The organism is Terrirhizobium terrae (genome assembly GCF_030323265.1).
Classification (GTDB): domain Bacteria; phylum Pseudomonadota; class Alphaproteobacteria; order Rhizobiales; family Rhizobiaceae; genus Neorhizobium.
This window is the reverse complement of the sequence record NZ_CP104992.1, coordinates 3112131-3129796: the sequence shown is the minus strand read 5'-3', so window position 1 is coordinate 3129796 and position 17666 is coordinate 3112131. Positions and strand designations below refer to the sequence as shown.

General features: G+C 60.3%; 11 protein-coding genes and 2 pseudogenes. 4 read left to right on the top strand and 9 right to left on the bottom strand.

What is annotated here, in order from left to right:
- Nucleotides 1-14: 14 nt before the first annotated feature.
- From N7E02_RS23250 to N7E02_RS23235, 4 genes are all read right to left on the bottom strand, one after another.
- Nucleotides 15-692: a hypothetical protein gene (locus N7E02_RS23250; RefSeq protein WP_286579947.1), complete on the bottom strand. Its 678-nt coding sequence runs from the start codon at nucleotides 690-692 to the stop codon at nucleotides 15-17.
- 212 nt (nucleotides 693-904) lie between these two features.
- Nucleotides 905-2089 (bottom strand): polysaccharide biosynthesis/export family protein, encoded by a 1185-nt coding sequence (locus N7E02_RS23245; RefSeq protein WP_286579946.1) that lies wholly within the window; start codon nucleotides 2087-2089, stop codon nucleotides 905-907.
- Nucleotides 2090-2239: 150 nt separating this feature from the next.
- Nucleotides 2240-2788, bottom strand: a complete 549-nt coding sequence (locus tag N7E02_RS23240; RefSeq protein ID WP_353622844.1) for an O-antigen ligase family protein — start codon at nucleotides 2786-2788, stop codon at nucleotides 2240-2242.
- On the bottom strand, nucleotides 2728-3558 hold the full coding sequence (locus tag N7E02_RS23235; RefSeq protein WP_286579944.1) for a hypothetical protein: 831 nt from the start codon (nucleotides 3556-3558) through the stop codon (nucleotides 2728-2730). The genes N7E02_RS23240 and N7E02_RS23235 overlap by 61 nt, the downstream gene beginning before the upstream one ends.
- A gap of 313 nt (nucleotides 3559-3871) precedes the next feature.
- On the opposite strand from N7E02_RS23235, the gene N7E02_RS23230 reads away from it, so the two are divergent.
- The 4 genes from N7E02_RS23230 (at nucleotide 3872) to N7E02_RS23215 (ending at nucleotide 6296) form a co-directional block, all read left to right on the top strand.
- Nucleotides 3872-4453 (top strand): transglutaminase-like cysteine peptidase, encoded by a 582-nt coding sequence (locus N7E02_RS23230; protein ID WP_286579943.1) that lies wholly within the window; start codon nucleotides 3872-3874, stop codon nucleotides 4451-4453.
- Nucleotides 4454-4653: 200 nt separating this feature from the next.
- Complete coding sequence (locus N7E02_RS30330; protein ID WP_510185304.1) at nucleotides 4654-4839, top strand: hypothetical protein; 186 nt, start codon at nucleotides 4654-4656, stop codon at nucleotides 4837-4839.
- Between the two features lie 53 nt (nucleotides 4840-4892).
- Nucleotides 4893-5408: a DUF6030 family protein gene (locus N7E02_RS23220; protein WP_510185303.1), complete on the top strand. Its 516-nt coding sequence runs from the start codon at nucleotides 4893-4895 to the stop codon at nucleotides 5406-5408.
- A 102-nt stretch (nucleotides 5409-5510) separates the two neighbouring features.
- On the top strand, nucleotides 5511-6296 hold the full coding sequence (locus N7E02_RS23215) for a metallophosphoesterase family protein (RefSeq protein ID WP_286579939.1): 786 nt from the start codon (nucleotides 5511-5513) through the stop codon (nucleotides 6294-6296).
- A gap of 8 nt (nucleotides 6297-6304) precedes the next feature.
- On the opposite strand, the gene N7E02_RS23210 is transcribed toward N7E02_RS23215, so the two are convergent.
- The 5 genes and pseudogenes from N7E02_RS23210 to N7E02_RS23195 form a co-directional block, all read right to left on the bottom strand.
- The gene (locus tag N7E02_RS23210) at nucleotides 6305-7090 is read right to left on the bottom strand and encodes an SDR family NAD(P)-dependent oxidoreductase (RefSeq protein WP_286579938.1); all 786 of its coding nucleotides are present in this window, start codon (nucleotides 7088-7090) and stop codon (nucleotides 6305-6307) included.
- Between the two features lie 16 nt (nucleotides 7091-7106).
- Nucleotides 7107-8461 (bottom strand): annotated as a pseudogene (locus tag N7E02_RS23205) (aminotransferase class I/II-fold pyridoxal phosphate-dependent enzyme).
- Nucleotides 8462-8529: 68 nt separating this feature from the next.
- Nucleotides 8530-12927, bottom strand: coding sequence for a KR domain-containing protein (locus N7E02_RS30245; RefSeq protein WP_445344462.1), 4398 nt, complete (start codon nucleotides 12925-12927; stop codon nucleotides 8530-8532).
- A 55-nt stretch (nucleotides 12928-12982) separates the two neighbouring features.
- A complete protein-coding gene (locus N7E02_RS30240) occupies nucleotides 12983-15949 on the bottom strand; it encodes a type I polyketide synthase (RefSeq protein ID WP_445344461.1) in 2967 nt (988 codons plus the stop codon).
- A 211-nt stretch (nucleotides 15950-16160) separates the two neighbouring features.
- Nucleotides 16161-17351, bottom strand: a pseudogene (locus N7E02_RS23195) (polysaccharide biosynthesis/export family protein).
- Between the last annotated feature and the right edge of the window lie 315 nt (nucleotides 17352-17666).

The window sequence follows — 17666 nt, the reverse complement described above, 5'->3', positions numbered from 1 at the left end:
GAGGCATCCGCCTGTCAGCCACGGGTTACAGGGCTTGGATCGACAACAGTGGTGCCGCCATCATCGTTGTCGTCATTGTTGCTTCCGCCGCCGCCACCGCTCGCGCCGGCAACGCTACCGCTGCCGCTGGCGGTACCGCCGCCACTGGCGCCCGCACCGGCACCCGTTCCAGTGCCGGTACCCGTGCCCGTGCCTGCACCACCGGTCCCCGCGCCCGCGCCAGCACCGCCGATTGCGGAGCCCGGAGCAGAAGCAGCGGGCGCAGTCGGCGTGGCGGGAGCAACCGGCGTGGTCGCAGCCGTCTCTGTTTCCGTCTGTTGCTGAACAGCCGCTTGCTGGGCTGCCGTGCCGAGCGTCTCACTCGATGCGACGGCAGTCTGGATCGCCGCCTGAGCGTCGGTATTGCCCGCTGCCGCGAGAGCACCCGCAGCCTGGGTCGCACCCTGCGCGACTGCACTGACCTGGCCGGGGCTCATCTGCCCATTTGCCGCCAGCGTCTGCAACGTTTCCATCATTTGGTCGAGCTGGCCGGCCTGTGCGGCGGCCTGAACGAGAGCGGCAATCCGCGCCTGCAATGCCGGTCCGCCTTGCGGGAATTGGGAAAGCACCGCGTTCGGCGTGGTCATGAATGCCTGGACGTCGGTCGCAGCCTGAACAGCCGGAGCCGGCGTCTGAGCTTGAGCCGACGCCATGCCAGCGCTGAAAATCAATACTGTTGCGGCGGCCGATCCCAACAAAACAGAACGGAAAGTCATTTCGACACCCCCAAGTGAAAGAGTAAATACTTCTTTAAGAAACACCAATCATCGCAACAAAATCAACTCCCGATTTCGAACAACCAAGCGATTCTTCAATATTTCCTTCAGTAACGTTAAGAGGCGACCGCAGTCGCCTCTGCAGTGCCTTAGTTATTATTCCAAGAGTCGTGAGTATCCACGACGTCTCGTACAGAAGATGTGACCGAATTCATGATGGTCAGGAACTTCACCAGTTCGACGGCATCCGATGTCGAGACGTAAATTACGTCCTTGTTCTGCATCGGGAACTTCTGAACCGCAAAGAATGCCGCCGGATCACGAAGGTTCGCGCGGAAGATCACAGGCACTTCGTCGCCTACGAACTTGCTCGTGTCGACCCCAAGACTGCGCAGGAAGTCACGGCTGACGACACGGTAGAGCAGAACGGCACGCGGTTCAGCCTTGTCGTCGAGCAGGCCACCAGCCTTCGCCAGCGCTTCGCCAAACGACAGGTTGGAGTCATCGAAATCATAGCGACCGCTCTCGCCCGTCACGCCGAAGGCAACAAAGGTGCGACGATCGCGGTTGACGAAGATCGTGTCTCCCGGCTGCACATAGATGTTTTCATTCGGGTTTTCGCTCAGCGTGTTGTAACCGACTGTCACGCTGCGGCCACCGCGCTGAAGCGTGACCGTTACCTCATCAGCAGGTGCACTGAGGCCACCGGCTTCGGAAATGACGTCAATGACACGCTCGCCAGCAGGGCTCAACTCAACCTTGGCAGGCGACTTCACGTCGCCGAGGACCGAAGCCTCCATGGATCGATTGGTGACCGTAGAAATGACCACCTGAGGCTCAATCGCGCGGTTTGCAAGCCGCTGCGCGAGATCGATCTGGATCGCCTCGATCGGGCGGCCTGCTGCAACGACCTTGCCGGCATAAGGGATGCTCAGCGTGCCATCACGACCGATCGTCTGATTGGGCAGGGTAATGAAGTTGCCAGGGCGCGAGCCTGCGTCAGCAGGAATGAACAGACCGCCGGCCTGCGCCTCGAAGACCGAAACCTGAACAACATCGCCGACACCAAGCACGATGTTCGGCGGGCCGCCACGACCGCCGCCAAACCCACCCCGCATGCTTGCCTTTGTGGTCTGCGAAACATTCGCCAGCACTGCCTTATTGATGTCGACCAAGGCGTAGTCGATGCCAACCTTCTTGTTGGCCGATGCGACCTTGACCTTGGCTTCGTTCTCGACTCGATGCAGGTCCGGACCGGACCGCGGAAGCGTCGTACAACCTGAAAGAAAAGCTAAAGTAGCAATAAGTAATACATGCGTGGAAGAACTAGCCATTTGCCCCGCCATTATTGTCCCGCGGGTGAATCGTATAGATACACCCTTCGGCGCATACCAGCATTTTTTCCTAGAAATTCAAGTATCGCTAAAAAGTTGAGTTTTTATGTAGCAAATAGACAACATAGACGCAGCATAGGATGAACTATTCTATATTATACCTGTCTTATTAACGCTTATCTTCATAGAAATCGCCAGGAAAAGCATAAATGCCATAGCGAATCCTGGGATTTGAATTGAGAAATCGACAATAGAATGAGCTACTACTAATATGACCGAAGCCACTCCGCCCCATACAAGTGGCCTTTTGCTCTTTCTACGTTTGATGCCCCCTGCAAATATGTGCAGCGCGGCTCGAAGTGCGAACACTAGGACGACGACGGTGATCGGCACGCCGTAGGCAAGGGCCATGTCGAAATAGCCGTTGTGGGCGCGTATCCAGGCGCTGGTCATCCCGCAAGCCGGATCAGCATGGGCGGGAAAGACATATTCGAAAGATCCGGCACCAGTTCCGGTGATCCAGTTCTGCCCGATCGATTTCACGATCCCGGGATAGACGCAGAAGCGACCGTCCTCGCCGCCGAGCATGCTGGCACGAAACAGCGTGCGGCCGAAAAGGAAGACGGTCGCAAGCAAGGCTACGGCTGCGACAAGTCCCGCGGTAAGAAAACGCTTTTTCCGCCTCTCGGCCACTCCCATGGCAAGCCGGTTGCCGGCAGCGCCCTTACGAAACCAAACAAAAAGCACCGCTGACAGCCCCCGACAGCGATTATCGAGGCACCAATACCGCCCCTCGACGTGGTCAGGGCCAGCGCCAAGAGCACCACCAAAGTCATCGCTCCGAATAGCCAGCGCAAATCGATCGGATCGGCAGTCGCCTGCCTGGAAGATCGCACCCTGGAAACCTCAAGAGCCAGGCACACCAAAAGCGCAATCAATACAAGGCCGTAAAACGTCGCGGCGGTGTTGCGGTTGACGAAAGGCGCGGTGAGACTGGAGAGATAATCCAGCTTGGCGGAAAACATCAGCGTTCCGGGAAACAGCTTGAACTGGATGATGGCAAAGAGAGCCAGGGCGGATCCCGCGATGGCAAACACCCGGAGGGCAACCTCGGCCTGTCGGTCGCTGCGAAACAGGAGCAGCCCCGTCAGAAACGTCATGAATGCCAGGCTGAGAGGCAGAAGTGAGTAAAGACTATCGCCTGGAGTTAAAGATATGCTTGATGATGCCTCGATCTCCGCAGCCGACAAATAGCCCCAGGCATCGTTGGCAATAATCCCTTCCGGCAACGGCGATATCTGAACAAGCGTCCACACGACGAGTAGCAACCAGATTGCCAGCGCCGAGGCAAACAGCGGCACGGCCTCCTTCTGCAATTCGGCAGTTGCCGCCGCGAGCGCTAGAGACAGCGCCATAAGCGCGGCTGCGAGCGAGAGCGAGCCCGGATAGACGCCGCCGTCGGTCAGCATGACGATAACGAACGAGGCGACAAACGGAATGACCGTGGCAATTCTAATGATCATGTGGAACCGGAAAATATCGAGGCAGTATGACTCGAATGTTGTACCGAAACGGTCAGCCTGTCACGGTCAATACTGGAGAAGACCGGAGCTTATTGCTTACTTTCTGTATTAATCAGTGCTTGCCCCATCCTGGGCCAATAAAAATCAAGATCGCTAAAATTGAAGAGATCAACTTAAACGTAGAGAATGACACTGCTGCTACAACCGCACCCGAGGCCGATATCCGGCACAAAAGAACGTTTGAACGGGGCGTTGGGCAATGGGCAAGTATCTTCTGGCTGCAGTCGCAGGCATTTCGATGTCCGCCATTGCGACATCCGCCTTGGCAATAGGTCCCGCCGGCTTGGCGCGTCCCGCGCCTTCTCAGCTTAACATCACAGTGCAGAAGGCAACCCTCGCACCGCTGGCATATGTCAAGTTTTGCGTGAGCCACAAGGACGATTGCGAAAAGGGCAGCGGGGAAGCCCGCGTTGACCTGACGCCCAAGCTGCGGCGGGAATTGCGCCAAGTCAACTTCCAGATCAACCGCACCATCGAGCCGGTCAACGATGTTCCGGGTCAGGACAGCTGGGACGCGGACGTGGCCAGCGGCGATTGCGAAGACTACGTACTGACGAAGCGCAAGCGGCTGATCGAACTCGGCTGGTCGCCGAACGCCCTGCGCATTGCCGTCACCTACACGGCAGACAATACCGGCCACGCGGTTCTGGTCGTCAGCACCACGAAGGGCGATCTCGTGCTGGACAATCGACACAATGCGGTTCTCGACTGGCGAGACACGGACCTGCGCTGGGTCAAGATTCAATCCCCGGACAATCCACTCAAGTGGAACGAGATCTGATTGCGGTCTAGATTTATCGACGTATAATCCAACTGTTTCAGGCCGTTGCGGCACGAATACTTTGGATAAATTTCGATAGATTCCGGATCTTACCTGAGTTGGTCAGCTCCACTTCAACAAAGTCGCCGGCTAAACCGGCACGGACCAAGGCGAACGATGGCAGGGCGGCTTTGCCCAGGCCACGCAACGCGCTTTTTCCCATGGCGCTGGTGGTGCTCGTCCTTGTGTTCGTGCTCGGTATCGTGCTGTCTGCGAACGGCGGGCGCAACCTGGCCGCCCTGCTCAAGACGTTCAATCTCCCCCTCCCCAGTTCATGGCATCCGTCGCACCTGCACCACCGGCAATCGACCTCGCGCCTCCTGCGACAAGATACTGGCCGTGGCTGAAAGGAATTTCGCACCACCCCGCGCCTTTGATTTCCATGCTTGCACCGGAGGAGATGTGCCAGTCTCTTGCCGTCGACGGGCAAGAGGCACCGTCCTTCCTCAAATCCGGTGCGGATGGCTGGGAATGCTCCATGCTCCTTGCCACATCGAGCGACCCATCGGCGCCCTCGCTGTTTCTTCAGGTGCGAGGTGGTGAGGATGGCCAGTTCACCATCGTGCGGGTGAAATTCAATCTGGCGGATGGCCGGTTAGCGGCTGACCTGTCGCGCCGTTCGCTCGCCTTTCTGCATGCGGCAATGAGGATGCCGCCATCTGAAAACCTCGACGAGGAGCTTGCAGCCAAACTTGCGAGCCAACAGGATTTTCATTTTGTTGCAGGCTATCACGCCCTCACCTTTCGCCGCGAAGTCGACGATCCGAGCAGATATAATCTGATCGGATTCAATCGCAGGATCGCAGGCACGGAGCCCTTCGCCTCTTGGCCAATGGCCAGCACTGTCGCCGAGAGCACGCCCACGCGCGTGCCGAAAGGTCCGCGACTTTCTGCCCAATCAGGCGGAAGTCCTTGAACAATCGCGTGATAGCTAGTATCGGGGGCCTGTTTTTAACCCTCCCTTAGGAGGGAGTTTTCATTGTCTAAAAATACATTTTTCTTCTAACTGGCGACATCGATGCGTAAAATAATCGGCTGGATGAAACGGAGCCAGACAGTGCAGGCTGCCGCCCCTTCCAGACGCCGAATTGATCTCGGCGACGAGCCGGCGACCTATCCGATCTATGCGATCGGGGACGTGCATGGCTGTCTTCGCGAGCTGCAGGATGCAGAGGCCCGCATCGCCCATGATGTGCGCCGCACCGGACGGCCCGGCCTCGTCGTGATGCTCGGCGATTATGTCGATCGCGGCCCGAGTTCGTGTCAGGTGGTCGAACATCTTCTGACACCGAGCGAGCTCGGCCTGAGGCGTCTCGCGCTTTGCGGCAATCACGACGACGTCTTCAGCAAGTTCATCGAGGAGCCCGACCTTTATATGGATTGGCTGGGCCTCGGCGGAGAGCAGACGCTGATGTCCTACGGCATCGACCTGCGCCATCTCACCGTAAAGCGGAAGAGCCGCAGTGGCGACCTGAAGGAGCTTCTTGCCGAAGCCATCCCGGCCAGCCACAGGGAGTTTCTGTCCCACCTGCCGATATGCCTCAAGATCGGCAACATCGTCTTCGTTCACGCCGGTCTGCGGCCGCGATTGCCATTGGCGGATCAGCATGACGAAGACCTGATGTGGATCCGTGATCCGTTCCTGACCGAAGGTTCCGGATTGCCGATCATCGTCGTCCATGGACATACACCGCAGCCGGAGCCAAGTCTCGGCCCCGGCCGCATCGGGATCGACACCGGCGCCTATTACACGGGCAATCTTACGGTTCTGAAGATCGATGGTGAGGAGAAGGCGTTTATCTAGCGCTGGCTCTAACGACCGACACGAAGCCGGTACCACAGCTCGACAAACGGCTTGATCGCCGGGCCGAAGATGGACAGCGCCGCAATCGACAGGGTGAAATAGACCCGCGCCCTGCCCTTGGCGATCCCGTCGACGATGTCTGCTGCAATGTTTTCCGCGCGTCGCGGCTTTACCTTGCCCATCAGCATCTGCGCTTCGCGCGGGCGGCACTGGACTTCCCAGGCAAGCTGCGGCGTGTCGGTATCGGGCGGGAAGCATATCCCGACGGATATCCCGTCCGGTATCGCCTCCAACCGCAACGAGTCTACAAACCCGACGAGCGCGGCCTTCGACCCGCAATAGCCCGCATAGGCGGGAATGCCGATGAGAGCGGCGGCGGAGGACACGATCATGATGCGCCCTTCCCGGCGCTTGCGCATGCCCTGATAGACCGCCCTGACGGCGTTGACCGCACCGTGAAAATTCGTCTCCCACATGGCGCGGAAGGCTTCATCGCTCTGTTCGTAGAACCATGCAGGATCGACGATGCCTGCCGACACGACGAGAGTGTCGCACGGCCCCTGAACGGCTTCGCAAGCGGCGATCGCCGCGGAAAGAGCTACAGGGTCGGCCACGTCGGCGGCCGCCGAGAAGATTTTGGCGCCGACGGCCGCAACGCTTTCGATCCGCTCATGCGCGGATTGCAGCCTTTCGGGATTGCGGGCGACGATCGAAACAGACACGCCCTTCGCCGCGTAGATCTTTGCAACCTCAAGTCCGATGCCGCTCGATCCCCCCGTTACGACGACATGCATGGCGCCGCTCCTCACCTCAACTATTGGGCGTCTGGAGCAGCGGCGAAAGCTGCATCATCTTTTCCATGTCAAGCGAGGCGAGGCCGAAATTGCGGTCCTTCAGGGCTTTCAACCTGCGAGCGGTCGCGTCGACAGCATGGCGGATCTGCTCTTCGGTGTGATTGCAGGTGATGAAGAAGCGCAGGCGCGCCATGCCTTCAGGAACTGCAGGATGGATGATCGGCAGCGCATTGACGCCGTCTTCCAGCAATTCGTTGGAGAGCTGTACAGCGCGAAGGAATCGCCGACGAGAACCGGCACCACCGAAAAGCCGACGCTCAAGCCCGTGTCGAGACCGGCTTTCTGGGCATACTCCAGGAAGAGCGCGCCGTTGCTGTGCAGGCGCTCGGTCCGCTCAGGCTCATTGCGTAGGATCTCAAGTCCAGCCTTTGCAGCCGTTGCTAGCACGGGGGCGAGACCGACGCTGTAGACGAAGCCGCCGGCTTCCGCCTTCAGGATATCCGCCAGCGCCTGCGAACCGGCAATATAGCCGCCGCAGCTCGAGGTCGTCTTGGAGAGCGTGCCCATCCAAAGATCGACATCCTTTGGATCGAGACCGAAATGCTCGAATGTGCCCCTGCCCGTCTTGCCGAGCACACCCAGCGCATGGGCCTCGTCGACCATCAGCCAGAAACCGTAGCGGCTGCGCAGTTCGAGAAGCTTTGGCAGATCGGCGATATCGCCGTCCATCGAATAGACGCCTTCAACGATGACCAGCACGCGGCGGAAATCGGAAGACAGGGTCTTCAAAACGGTTTCAAGATTGTCGACGTCGTTGTGACGGAAAAGCCTGCGGGTGGCGCCGGACTGTTTTATGCCGGCAAGCGCGCTGTTGTGGATGAACTCGTCGTGGATGACGAGGTCCTGCGGGCCAACCAGACAGCTGATCGCTGCGACATTGGTGAGGTAACCGCTGACGAAGCAGACGGCTGCCTCGACGCCATAAACCTCGGCCAGGGCCGCTTCCAGCTCCGTGTGAACCGGACGTTCGCCTGCCACAAGGCGGCTGGCAGAGGCAGAGATGCCGTAACGGTCGATCGCTTCCTTCGCGCGGCTCATCACTAGCGGATCGGTGTTGGTGCCGAGATAGTCGTAGGAGGCGAAATTGGCGAAGAGTTCGCCACCCATGACGGTGGTCGCACCGGCTGCGGCATCATGCGAGCGATAGAAGGGGTTGCCCACTCCGATCATCTCGCCGATCTTCCGCTGCGTCTGCACGCGCTGATATTCCGGCAGCTGGTCGAACTTCAATGCCTGGCGGGCAGCAGCCTGCGGCTGGCGGTTCAACCGCGCTTCGCGATTGCGCCCGGATGCCTCGTTCGTCTGCCGCATCTGTTCGAGGAACCCCTTCTTGGCGTCTCCGCCGGAAGACGCCGTGGTTCCCCGCTTGTCTTTGTCAGTCACTGTGCGGCTGCTTTCTGCTGTGTCGAGTGGCTCTTCACCAGGCGATCCAGGACCTCGTCCTGCGGACCAGATTCGTCCTCGTCGTTGCGCTTCGAGACCCTCTCGCGCAGACGGGTGACGACATCGCTGACGGTCGTGTCTTCACCGACGCCGCTCAGAGGAATATCAAACCCGGTCTTCTGCTGGAAGCTCATGCCGAGTTCCATCGCCATCAGACTGTCGAGGCCGACATCCTTGAGGATCTTTTCCGGCGTGATGCTGTCTTCGGTCACACGCAGGATCGTGGCGATTTCGGCGGCAACGACCTGATGCAGCAGCACCTGGGCTTCGTCGATCGACTTGCCGCGGATGAGCTCTTCCAGATCGATCCGGTCGCCGTCTGCCGCAGCCTGCTGGCTGCCGGCCGCGCGCATGGCCGTCTCGAACAGGGAGGACGTCGCGATCGGCAGCATGCGGACAGCGCTCCAGTCGACTTCGGCGATCATGACCGCCGCAGCATCGATGGAGCCGGTGTCGGCCGCCATGTAGTTCTCGACCTGCTCCAGCGCATCGCGCGCCTTGAGCGCCGTCTTGCCGATACGCTTCGACAGAAGCTCGTTGACTTCGGCATTGCGCGCCAGGAAGCCAGTATCGGCAATCGCACCGAAACCGACGGCAAGCGCCGAGAGACCGGCTGCGCGGCGGGCGCGGGCAAGGCCTTCGAGATAGCCGTTGGCGATGACGTAATTCGCCTGGCCAGGGTTTCCGAGCATCGTCGTGGCCGAAGAGAAGAGCAGGAAGAGCTCGAGATCATCGCCACGGGTCAGCTTGTCGAGCAATTCAGCACCGCGAACCTTCACGTCGACGACCGGACGGTTGCGCTCGTCGGTGAGGTTGGTCAGCAGCGCGTCGTCCAGCACCATGGCGGCGTGGATGACACCCTTGATGGGAGCAGCACCGCGCAGCTCGGTCAGAAGCCCCGAGAGCGACTGATCGTTGGTGATATCGCAGGCGTGCAATGTAGCGGCCACACCGAGGCGCGCCCACTTTTCGAGAGCCCGGATCGTCGCCTCGTCGGCAATGCCGCGACGCGAGCAGAGCGCGATCCGTCGTGCGCCCCTAGCAACCAGCCAGTCGGCGGCTACAAGGCCGAAGCCGCCGATACCACCGGCAACGAGGAAGGTGCCCTCGCCGTCGAAGCGAACAGCGCGGTCGGTCGCCACGACGACGCGATCCTTGCCGCGCACCGGCGGCTCGATGACGATCTTGCCGATCTGGCCGGCATTCTGCATCAGGCGGAAGGCGCTGCCGATCTCGTCGAAGCCGAAGGCGCGATAAGGCAGAGGCGAAAGCTCGCCGTTCTGGAACAGCTCGCCGATCTGCGTGAAGATCTTCTTCGTCACCGCCGGCAGGTTGACCAGCAACTGGTCGGCGTCGATGCCGAAATAGCTGATGTTGCGGCGGAACGGACGCAGTCCGATCTTGCGGTCGGAATAGTAGTCGCGCTTGCCGAGTTCGAGGAAGCGACCGAAGGGTTTCACAAGTTCGAGGCTTCGCTCCATCGCTTCGGAGAAGAGCGAGTTGAGAACCAGATCGACGCCCTCGCCGTTCGTCACCGCGCGAACGCGGGAGACGAAATCGAGCGAGCGGGAATCGAAGATGTGGTCGGCGCCAACCGTTTCGAGGAAGCGGCGCTTCTCGATGGTGCCAGCCGTCGCGATAACGGTCGCGCCCTTCAGCTTGGCGATCTGCAGCGCGGCAAGGCCAACGCCGCCGGCAGCACCGTGAATGAGGATCGTCTCGCCCGGCTCGATATGGCCGAGTTGGACCATGGCATAATAGGCCGTGAGGAAGGCAACCGGCACGGTTGCCGCCGCGGCGAAATCCAGCCTGTCGGGGAATTTCGTTACACCGTCACGGCGAACGCGGACATGGGTCGAGAACGCGGCCGGGCCGATGCCCATGACCCGGTCACCCGGGACGAGATCGATCACGGCCGAACCGACGCGCTCGACACGGCCGGACATTTCCATGCCGATCGTGGCGCCTGCAAAACCGTCTTCCAGCGCTTCTTCCGGCAGGAGGCCCATGGACCACATAACGTCGCGGAAGTTGAGGCCCGCAGCCTCGACCGCGATAATGACCTCGTCGTCTGCAGGCTCGGCCGGGTCACAGGTTTCCCAGATGATGCTGTCGACGCGACCACTCACCAGCTGACGGATGGTAGCGGCTTCGAAATTGGTCGTCGTCGTGTCGGAGCCAGCAAACGGGCCGGATGCCGCGCGGATTTCGACAAGGCCCTCGCCCGCGACCAACCATTCGCGGTTGGCGCCGCGGACAGTGGCGATGCGATCGACGAGTGCGACGGACGCGTCGCTTTCCGCGTCGACGAGATGAATATCGACGGCGTCATATTCATTCTGAAGAACGCGGGCAAAGGTCCAGAGACCTGCATTGCCCTCATCGCTCTTCGCGCCGGCAAGCGGAGAACCGCCGGCCGCGACGATGACGATCCGCGGACGGCCTGCAAGCCCGAGGGACTGACGCGTCAGCGTTTCCGCCAGATGCTTGAAGCGTGACAGGCGCTCGACCTGAAGGCCAGAGACGTTCTCATGAGCACCGCGATCGGCAAGGTAGGCGACGCAGATGGTGCCCTGCTCATCTGCCTCGAATGGCTGTTCGAGCACCGATCCTGCAGACACGATCGTCGCATCAGTGAAGGATGCGGAGACCGACGTCTCTGCGGACGGTTCAGCGACAACGATCAGATGGCCACGTGCCTCGGCAGCAAGCCTTTCGGTCGAAGCGATGGACTGAGCCGATGCCAGGATGAGAGACCCCTGCTCGGTCTGAACTTCCTCTATCGAGGGCGCAGCGAAGCCGAAATCCGAAAGCAGGCTCTCGATCTGCGTCGGTGTGCCGAGTTGGCCAACCGGGAAATCTGCGGACTGGCTCGCGGCAAACCAGTCGTCCGACAGACCGAAGGTGAAGTCGTTGAATGCGGACGGCGCACGATCGGCAAAGACGATTGCTGTGCCCTTGGATGCGAGCGTGCGAACGGCCTGGCGAACGTCGTCATCGGCTGCGAGCAAAGCCTGGCTGTTCAGCCCGCCTGCGATGATCAGATCGACCTGCGGCAGGGCGGAAAGCGCCTTGGGTTCGACGACCGAAACATGGACCTTCTGCTCGAAGGCCAGTTCCAGCATGCGCCGTGCATTTTCGCGCGGTTCAGCGATCACAAGCGTCGCGCCAATCGAAGCGGCTAGATCCGCGAACCGCGTGCTGACCGATTCACTGGTGCTGCCGAGCTCGACGATGAAACGCGTCTTGCCGGGGTTGGCCTTGCAGAAGCGCTTGGCCAGTTCGACTGCGCTTTCCGCGCGGCTGCGGCCAAGTGGCGAATGGATGAGGACGTGGTCCAGCGTCGCTTCGCTGACATTGCGCTGCAATGCTGCCTCGGCATCACCGCGAAGGGTGACGAGCGACAGACGTTCCATCATGTCGCGATAAACGTCGTTGACGAGAACCGCCTCGGCGACCCGGGCGGAGTTCTCGCGGTAGATTTCCTGGATCAGATCGGCGACCGGCGGGAAGGCAAATTCCTGCGGCACCTGCCAGCCGGCATCCGTCGGCGAGGCGATCCCGGCATCTTCCAGCGTGAAAAGGCAGGAGGTCAGGAACGCGCGCAGATCCTTGTCGCCCGGCAGGGCTGAAGACAGGATGACGCCTTCGCGGTCCGCCAGAGACAGGGCGATCTCGTGGCAGGCACGGTAGATCGCAGCATCGATCATCAGCGAAGCATTGTCCTTGGACGACACCGATGTGCCTTCGGACAGCGCCGGCAGTGCGAATGTCCGACCTGCCGCAGCAGCTAGGAGCGCGCTCGGAACGGCTTCGAAATGAAAGGCGACGGAATCCAGCGTGTGGTGACGGCGCAGCGATGTGCGGCGGAAGCGGCAATCGGCAAGCATCGCGACCTGTTCGCCGGCGGCGTTGAAGAGGCGGAAGTTGACCTTGATCGAGAAGCTGCTGAAGCGTTCGATTTCGATCACCGCCTGGGCGATCGTCTCACCCGTGCCAGTTACGCGGACAGAGCCGAAGCGAACCGGGATATAGGGCGAACCAGCTTCGCTGCCGGACAGCTTGTCGAACAGAGCCACGAGGCCGTGGAAGACGGCGTCTACCGAGAACGGGTTGAGATTGTAGCTGACGTAAGGATGCGCAGGATCCGCAGCGTTCTTCAGCTCGACCTCGACGACATTGTTGCCAAATGCAACGGCCTCGGAGAGCAGCTGGAAACGTGGTCCATATTGCAGACCGAAGCGCTCGGCGGTCTCATAGACTTCCGTGGACGAGAGGCTGGATCGATCGTCGGCGGTCTTTGCGCCCTCGAACCGATAACCTTCACCGTCCACCGGGCGCCGACAACGGCCGACGGCGTGGATCGTCCAGTCGTCGCTGCTCAGGCGCTCACGCGAACGAGATCTCGATATTGCCGGTCTCGGGCGACAGGATTGTCGACATTTCGAGCATGCGATCGGGGCGCAGTTCCAGCGGCCGCACGATCTCCATGTTGGAAATCTCGATCTCGTCCGTGCCGAAATGCGCCTGCGCCGCCGTCACGGCGATATCGAGGAAGCCACTGCCTGGCAGGATGGCGCGGCCATCGACCACGTGTTCCGCAAGATCGGGGAAAAGCAGTGCGTCGATGTGGTTTTTCCAGTGAGAACCATTCGGGTCGTTACGCCAGCCAAGCAGCGTGTAGCGGCTCTTCAGGTCGCGACCGAAGACGTCGATCTCGTCCGTCGTTCCCGGCATCTTGAGCGACATCGGCTCGAAAGGCAGCGACGGCAGGTCGGCCAATGCATTGCGTTTGCCGCTGTGGCGCGACGGAGCCGGCACTGCGCCATGGGCAATGGCGCGGGCAAACGAACGGGCGACAGGATCGCGGCCTTCGACGGAAGCCTCACGCTGCAGCGTACCGATCACGGTCGCCGGCTGCGCTATGTTCTTGGCGATTTCGGACACGTAATTGGACAGGATCGTACGCGGCGAGATCTCGATGAAGAGGTTGCATCCGAGATCGAGCGCCGTCTCGGCGGCCGAGCGGAAGAGCACCGGCTCGCGGACATTGCGCCACCAGTAATCGGCATCGAGGCCACGGCCATCGTAGATGCCGCCGGTGACGGTAGAGACGAAGGTACAGGCAGCGCTCTGCGGCTCGATGGCCGGCAGGTCGGCAAGGAAGCCGGCGCGCGCACTGTCGATGATCGGATGGTGGAACGGGTAGTTGATATCGAGGATATGGGCGACGACCTGGACCTTGCGGGCCGCATCGCGGAATGCCTGAATTTCCTCGACCGGTCCGGAAATGGTGACCGAGTTCGGAGCATTGACTGCGGCGACGCAGATGCCGTCGAGACCGTGGGTCTTGGCGAAGGCCGCTGCGGCCTCTTCGCTCATGACCACAGCAGCCATCTTGCCCTGGCCGGCAAACAAATGCTGTGAGCGCGAACGCTTGGCCACGATCGCAACCGATTCAGCCGCGGTCAGCGCCTTTGACGCATAGGCAGCCGCGATTTCGCCGACAGAGTGGCCGAAGACCACATCGGGACGGATGCCGTGCGCAGCAAGGCAATCGGAGAGTGCTGCCTGTACCGCGAAGAGCAGCGGCTGGGCGATGGTTGCATCGGCAAGCCGCGCATTGATGTCATCGGCGACGATGAGATCGGTCAGCTTCTCGCCGAGATGATATTCGAACAGCGCGCTGAACGACTGGAAATACTGACGGAAATGACGGTTTTCGCGATAGGCGTCAACGCCCATGCCGGCCCATTGCGCGCCGTTACCGGAGAATACGAAGGCGATCTTGCCGACATGCGAAGGCGCTTCGCCGCGCTCGCCATCGCAGGCTTCGCCTGCCAGATGTGCTTCAATTGCCTGCAGGACAGTGTCTTCGCTGCGTGCGTCGACGGCGAACCGGTGCTTCAGGGCATCCCTGTTGGTCGTCGTCGCAGCCACGATCCGGCGCGCAGCCGCAGGCTCAGCCGTGGAAAGACGCTTGCGATAATCTTCAAGCAAGGTCTGCAACGCAGTCGCGCTGTGGGCACTGGCGAGGAAGAGCACGTTGTCGCCCTTGGCCGGCGCATCGGCCTCGCTCGCAGGCTCGGGATCGCCAATGACGACGTGTGCATTGGTGCCGCCGAAGCCGAAGGAGTTGACGCCGGCAAGTCGTGCCTCCTTGGCTGGAAGCAGCTTCAGTGCGGACGTGTTGACGCGCACATTGAGTGCGTCGAAATCGATATCTTCATTGGTCTTTTCAATATGCAGCGTCGCCGGGAGATAGTCGTTCTCGAGCGATATCATGGCCTTGAGCAGGCCGAAGAGGCCCGATACCGGCTCGGTATGGCCGATATTCGACTTGATCGAACCGATCGGCAAAGGCGCGCGACGGTTCTGGGCGATGACGCTGCCGATTGCCCAGACTTCGGCCGGATCGCCGACGCGCGTGCCGGTGCCGTGGCCTTCGATGAAGGCGACGCGGTTCACGTCGATATTGTTACCTTGGTAGATCGAGCGCAGCAGGTCGGCCTGAGCCTCGCGCGACGGCAGGCTGATGCCGTTGGTGCGGCCGGAGGAGTTCACGCCCGTCGCGTGGATGCGCGCGTAACTGCGGTCCTTCTGCTGCCTTGCCCTATCGCTGCGACGAAGCACGATTGCGGCGCCACCTTCGGCGCGGACGTAACCATGGCCATTGGTGTCATAGGCGCGGCAGAGGCCTTCCGGCGACAGCATGCGCGCCTGGGCGAAACCGACGAAGGAGAGCGGATAGATAAGAATGTTCACGCCGCCGACGATTGCCGTGTCGATATCGCCGCGCTCAAGCGCGCGGGCGGCCTGATCCAGAGCGACCAGCGAGGACGAACAGGCCGTATCGATCGTCATGCTCGGTCCGTTAAGGCCGAAGACATGCGAGACGCGGTTGGAGACGATCGAGAGCGTATTGCCCGTCATGAAATACGGGCTGCCGGACGCAGGATCTTCGGCGGAAAGGTTGCCAGCCTCAAGACTGGAAGCGCCGATATAAACGCCGACCTTCTCGTTGGCGAGCGTGCTTGCCGGAAGATTTGCATCTTCCAGCGCCCGCCAGACCAGCCGCAAGAGCACGCGCTGCTGCGGATCCATCTGCATGGCTTCGCGCTGCGACAGGCCGAAAACGCCCGGATCGAAATCATAAACGGAGTCAATCACGCCCGCGGCATAAGTATAGGTCTTGCCGGGTGTGCCCTGTACAGGGTGCCAGAACCGCGCCAGATCCCATCGGTCGGAAGGGATTTGCGTGACAGTACAACGCCCTTTTCTAAGGACTTGCTGAAGTTCCTGAATAGAGTTTGCGCCTGGGGCTACACAGGCTCTGCCAATTACTTCTATCGTCATCGTCACTCGGTGCTGTTTACAGCATTAATGGCGTAAGCGGATTAGGCCGCACTTAATCAACTTTAACAACATAGTTGGCAACAGTTGTCACGAGAAAAGCGCCGTGAGGCGCCTGTCAACAGTTTTCAACAGGCGCAACCCTGACGCGAAAATATATTCTCAAGCGGCCCAAAAATGCTGCAGGGCCGCGTCATGCAGTCAGGTTTCAGCGTCAGTCGCTGACGCTGTTGGCGACCGCTGCTACGCCAGCACCCTGCGCCGCGATGCCCAAAGGCGAACCGATAAGCGAGAGGAACTTGGCGAAATCAACGTTCCGGTGACGCGACGCATAGATGACGTCCCGGCTCTTTACAGGGAATGTCTGCCCGACGACAAGGCTGTCCGGCTTGCTCATGTCGAAGCGATAGACGATCGGATAGCGACCTTCCTTATCCGAGCGAATTCCTTTTCGCAGCAACTCATCGAAGCGAGCCTGACCGACCAGCCCCTGAACAACTTCCGGCTCTTCATAACGGAACAGGAAATAGCCCGTCGCATCGACCGCCTGATCGTTTCCACCGCCACCGAGTGCAACGGCTTCCAGCAGGTTCAGATCATTGGCACCAAATTCCACGCGGGCATTGCCCTTGACGGCGCCAAGCAGCGTGAAGGTGCGGGGATCACGGCTGACGAAAATCTGGTCGCCCGGCTGAACATAGATGTTCTCGCTCGGGTTTTCGATGACCGACTTGAGAAGCGCAGTACCGGTGCGCCGCCCGCGTACCAGCGTGATGTAGCTTTCATACGGCTGAGCAACCGGACCACCGGCCTTGGCGATGACATCGGTGATCTGCTCGCCACTCAAATTCAGCGGGATCTGTGCGGACTTGCCCACAGCGCCGGAGACCGTGACCGACCTCGATGGCGTATCCATGCTGGCAACGATGACATCGGGTTCGACTGCCTTGCTGCGCAGTGCGGTCAAGATGGACTGCCGCGCTTCTTCCAAAGTCTTGCCAGCGAACCGAACGGTTCCAACATAGGGAACAGCCGCAGTGCCGTCCGGCTGGACGACGATATCAAGTCCGGTCTGCTTCGATCTCGCTCGTGGAGAAAAGCCCGTCCGATCCGGCCTCGAAAATGGTGATCTTCAGCTGATCGCCCACACCGATGACGGCACGACCTGCACCACCGCCGCCGAATCCGAAACGCCGCTTCATCGCGGTCGAGGTATAGTCGGAAACCAGTCTCGCCGAGCGGCTGTCGACATCCACGATTTCGAAGACCGCAGCATTCGGCCGCCCTACTTCCGATGCCGAACGCCCCCGTCCGCATTGATCGCCGACGTAAGAGGGCCTTCTCCGGGCACTGCCTGGCAACCGGCCAGGGCCGCACAGATTACGATCGCAGTTACTCGAACCAAATCTCGATACTCCAAGGCATTGCCGAGAAAGCAGTTTTGACCGCTTCATCAACCTAAATTCGACGCCCTTGAAAGCACACCGGACGACGAACAACAAGCACCATGACTTTGGCCATACCCAAAATAAACGAGGGTGCGGTTTTATGGCCATAGTCTCTAGCAAACCGATCTCAAGAGGCGAACCTAGAAAAGTTGACTTAAATGCCTACTAACCAACGTGGTTAACGGCACAATCGGCGCGTGGAAAACTCCTTACCAATCAACAGAATCATGCTTGGACAGGCACCCTTTTCCTATGGCAATGCTCTGAGAATA

What these genes read in the sequence shown, in the direction of transcription:
- N7E02_RS23210 (WP_286579938.1), bottom strand. Translation starts at nt 7,090, where the DNA reads ATGCATGTCGTCGTAACGGGGGGATCGAGCGGCATCGGACTTGAGGTT.
- N7E02_RS23245 (WP_286579946.1), bottom strand. Translation starts at nt 2,089, where the DNA reads ATGGCTAGTTCTTCCACGCATGTATTACTTATTGCTACTTTAGCTTTT.
- N7E02_RS23230 (WP_286579943.1), top strand. Translation starts at nt 3,872, where the DNA reads ATGGGCAAGTATCTTCTGGCTGCAGTCGCAGGCATTTCGATGTCCGCC.
- N7E02_RS30330 (WP_510185304.1), top strand. Translation starts at nt 4,654, where the DNA reads ATGGCGCTGGTGGTGCTCGTCCTTGTGTTCGTGCTCGGTATCGTGCTG.
- N7E02_RS23235 (WP_286579944.1), bottom strand. Translation starts at nt 3,558, where the DNA reads ATGCTGACCGACGGCGGCGTCTATCCGGGCTCGCTCTCGCTCGCAGCC.
- N7E02_RS23220 (WP_510185303.1), top strand. Translation starts at nt 4,893, where the DNA reads ATGTGCCAGTCTCTTGCCGTCGACGGGCAAGAGGCACCGTCCTTCCTC.
- N7E02_RS23215 (WP_286579939.1), top strand. Translation starts at nt 5,511, where the DNA reads ATGCGTAAAATAATCGGCTGGATGAAACGGAGCCAGACAGTGCAGGCT.
- N7E02_RS23240 (WP_353622844.1), bottom strand. Translation starts at nt 2,788, where the DNA reads ATGGGAGTGGCCGAGAGGCGGAAAAAGCGTTTTCTTACCGCGGGACTT.
- N7E02_RS23250 (WP_286579947.1), bottom strand. Translation starts at nt 692, where the DNA reads ATGGCGTCGGCTCAAGCTCAGACGCCGGCTCCGGCTGTTCAGGCTGCG.
- N7E02_RS30240 (WP_445344461.1), bottom strand. Translation starts at nt 15,949, where the DNA reads ATGACGATAGAAGTAATTGGCAGAGCCTGTGTAGCCCCAGGCGCAAAC.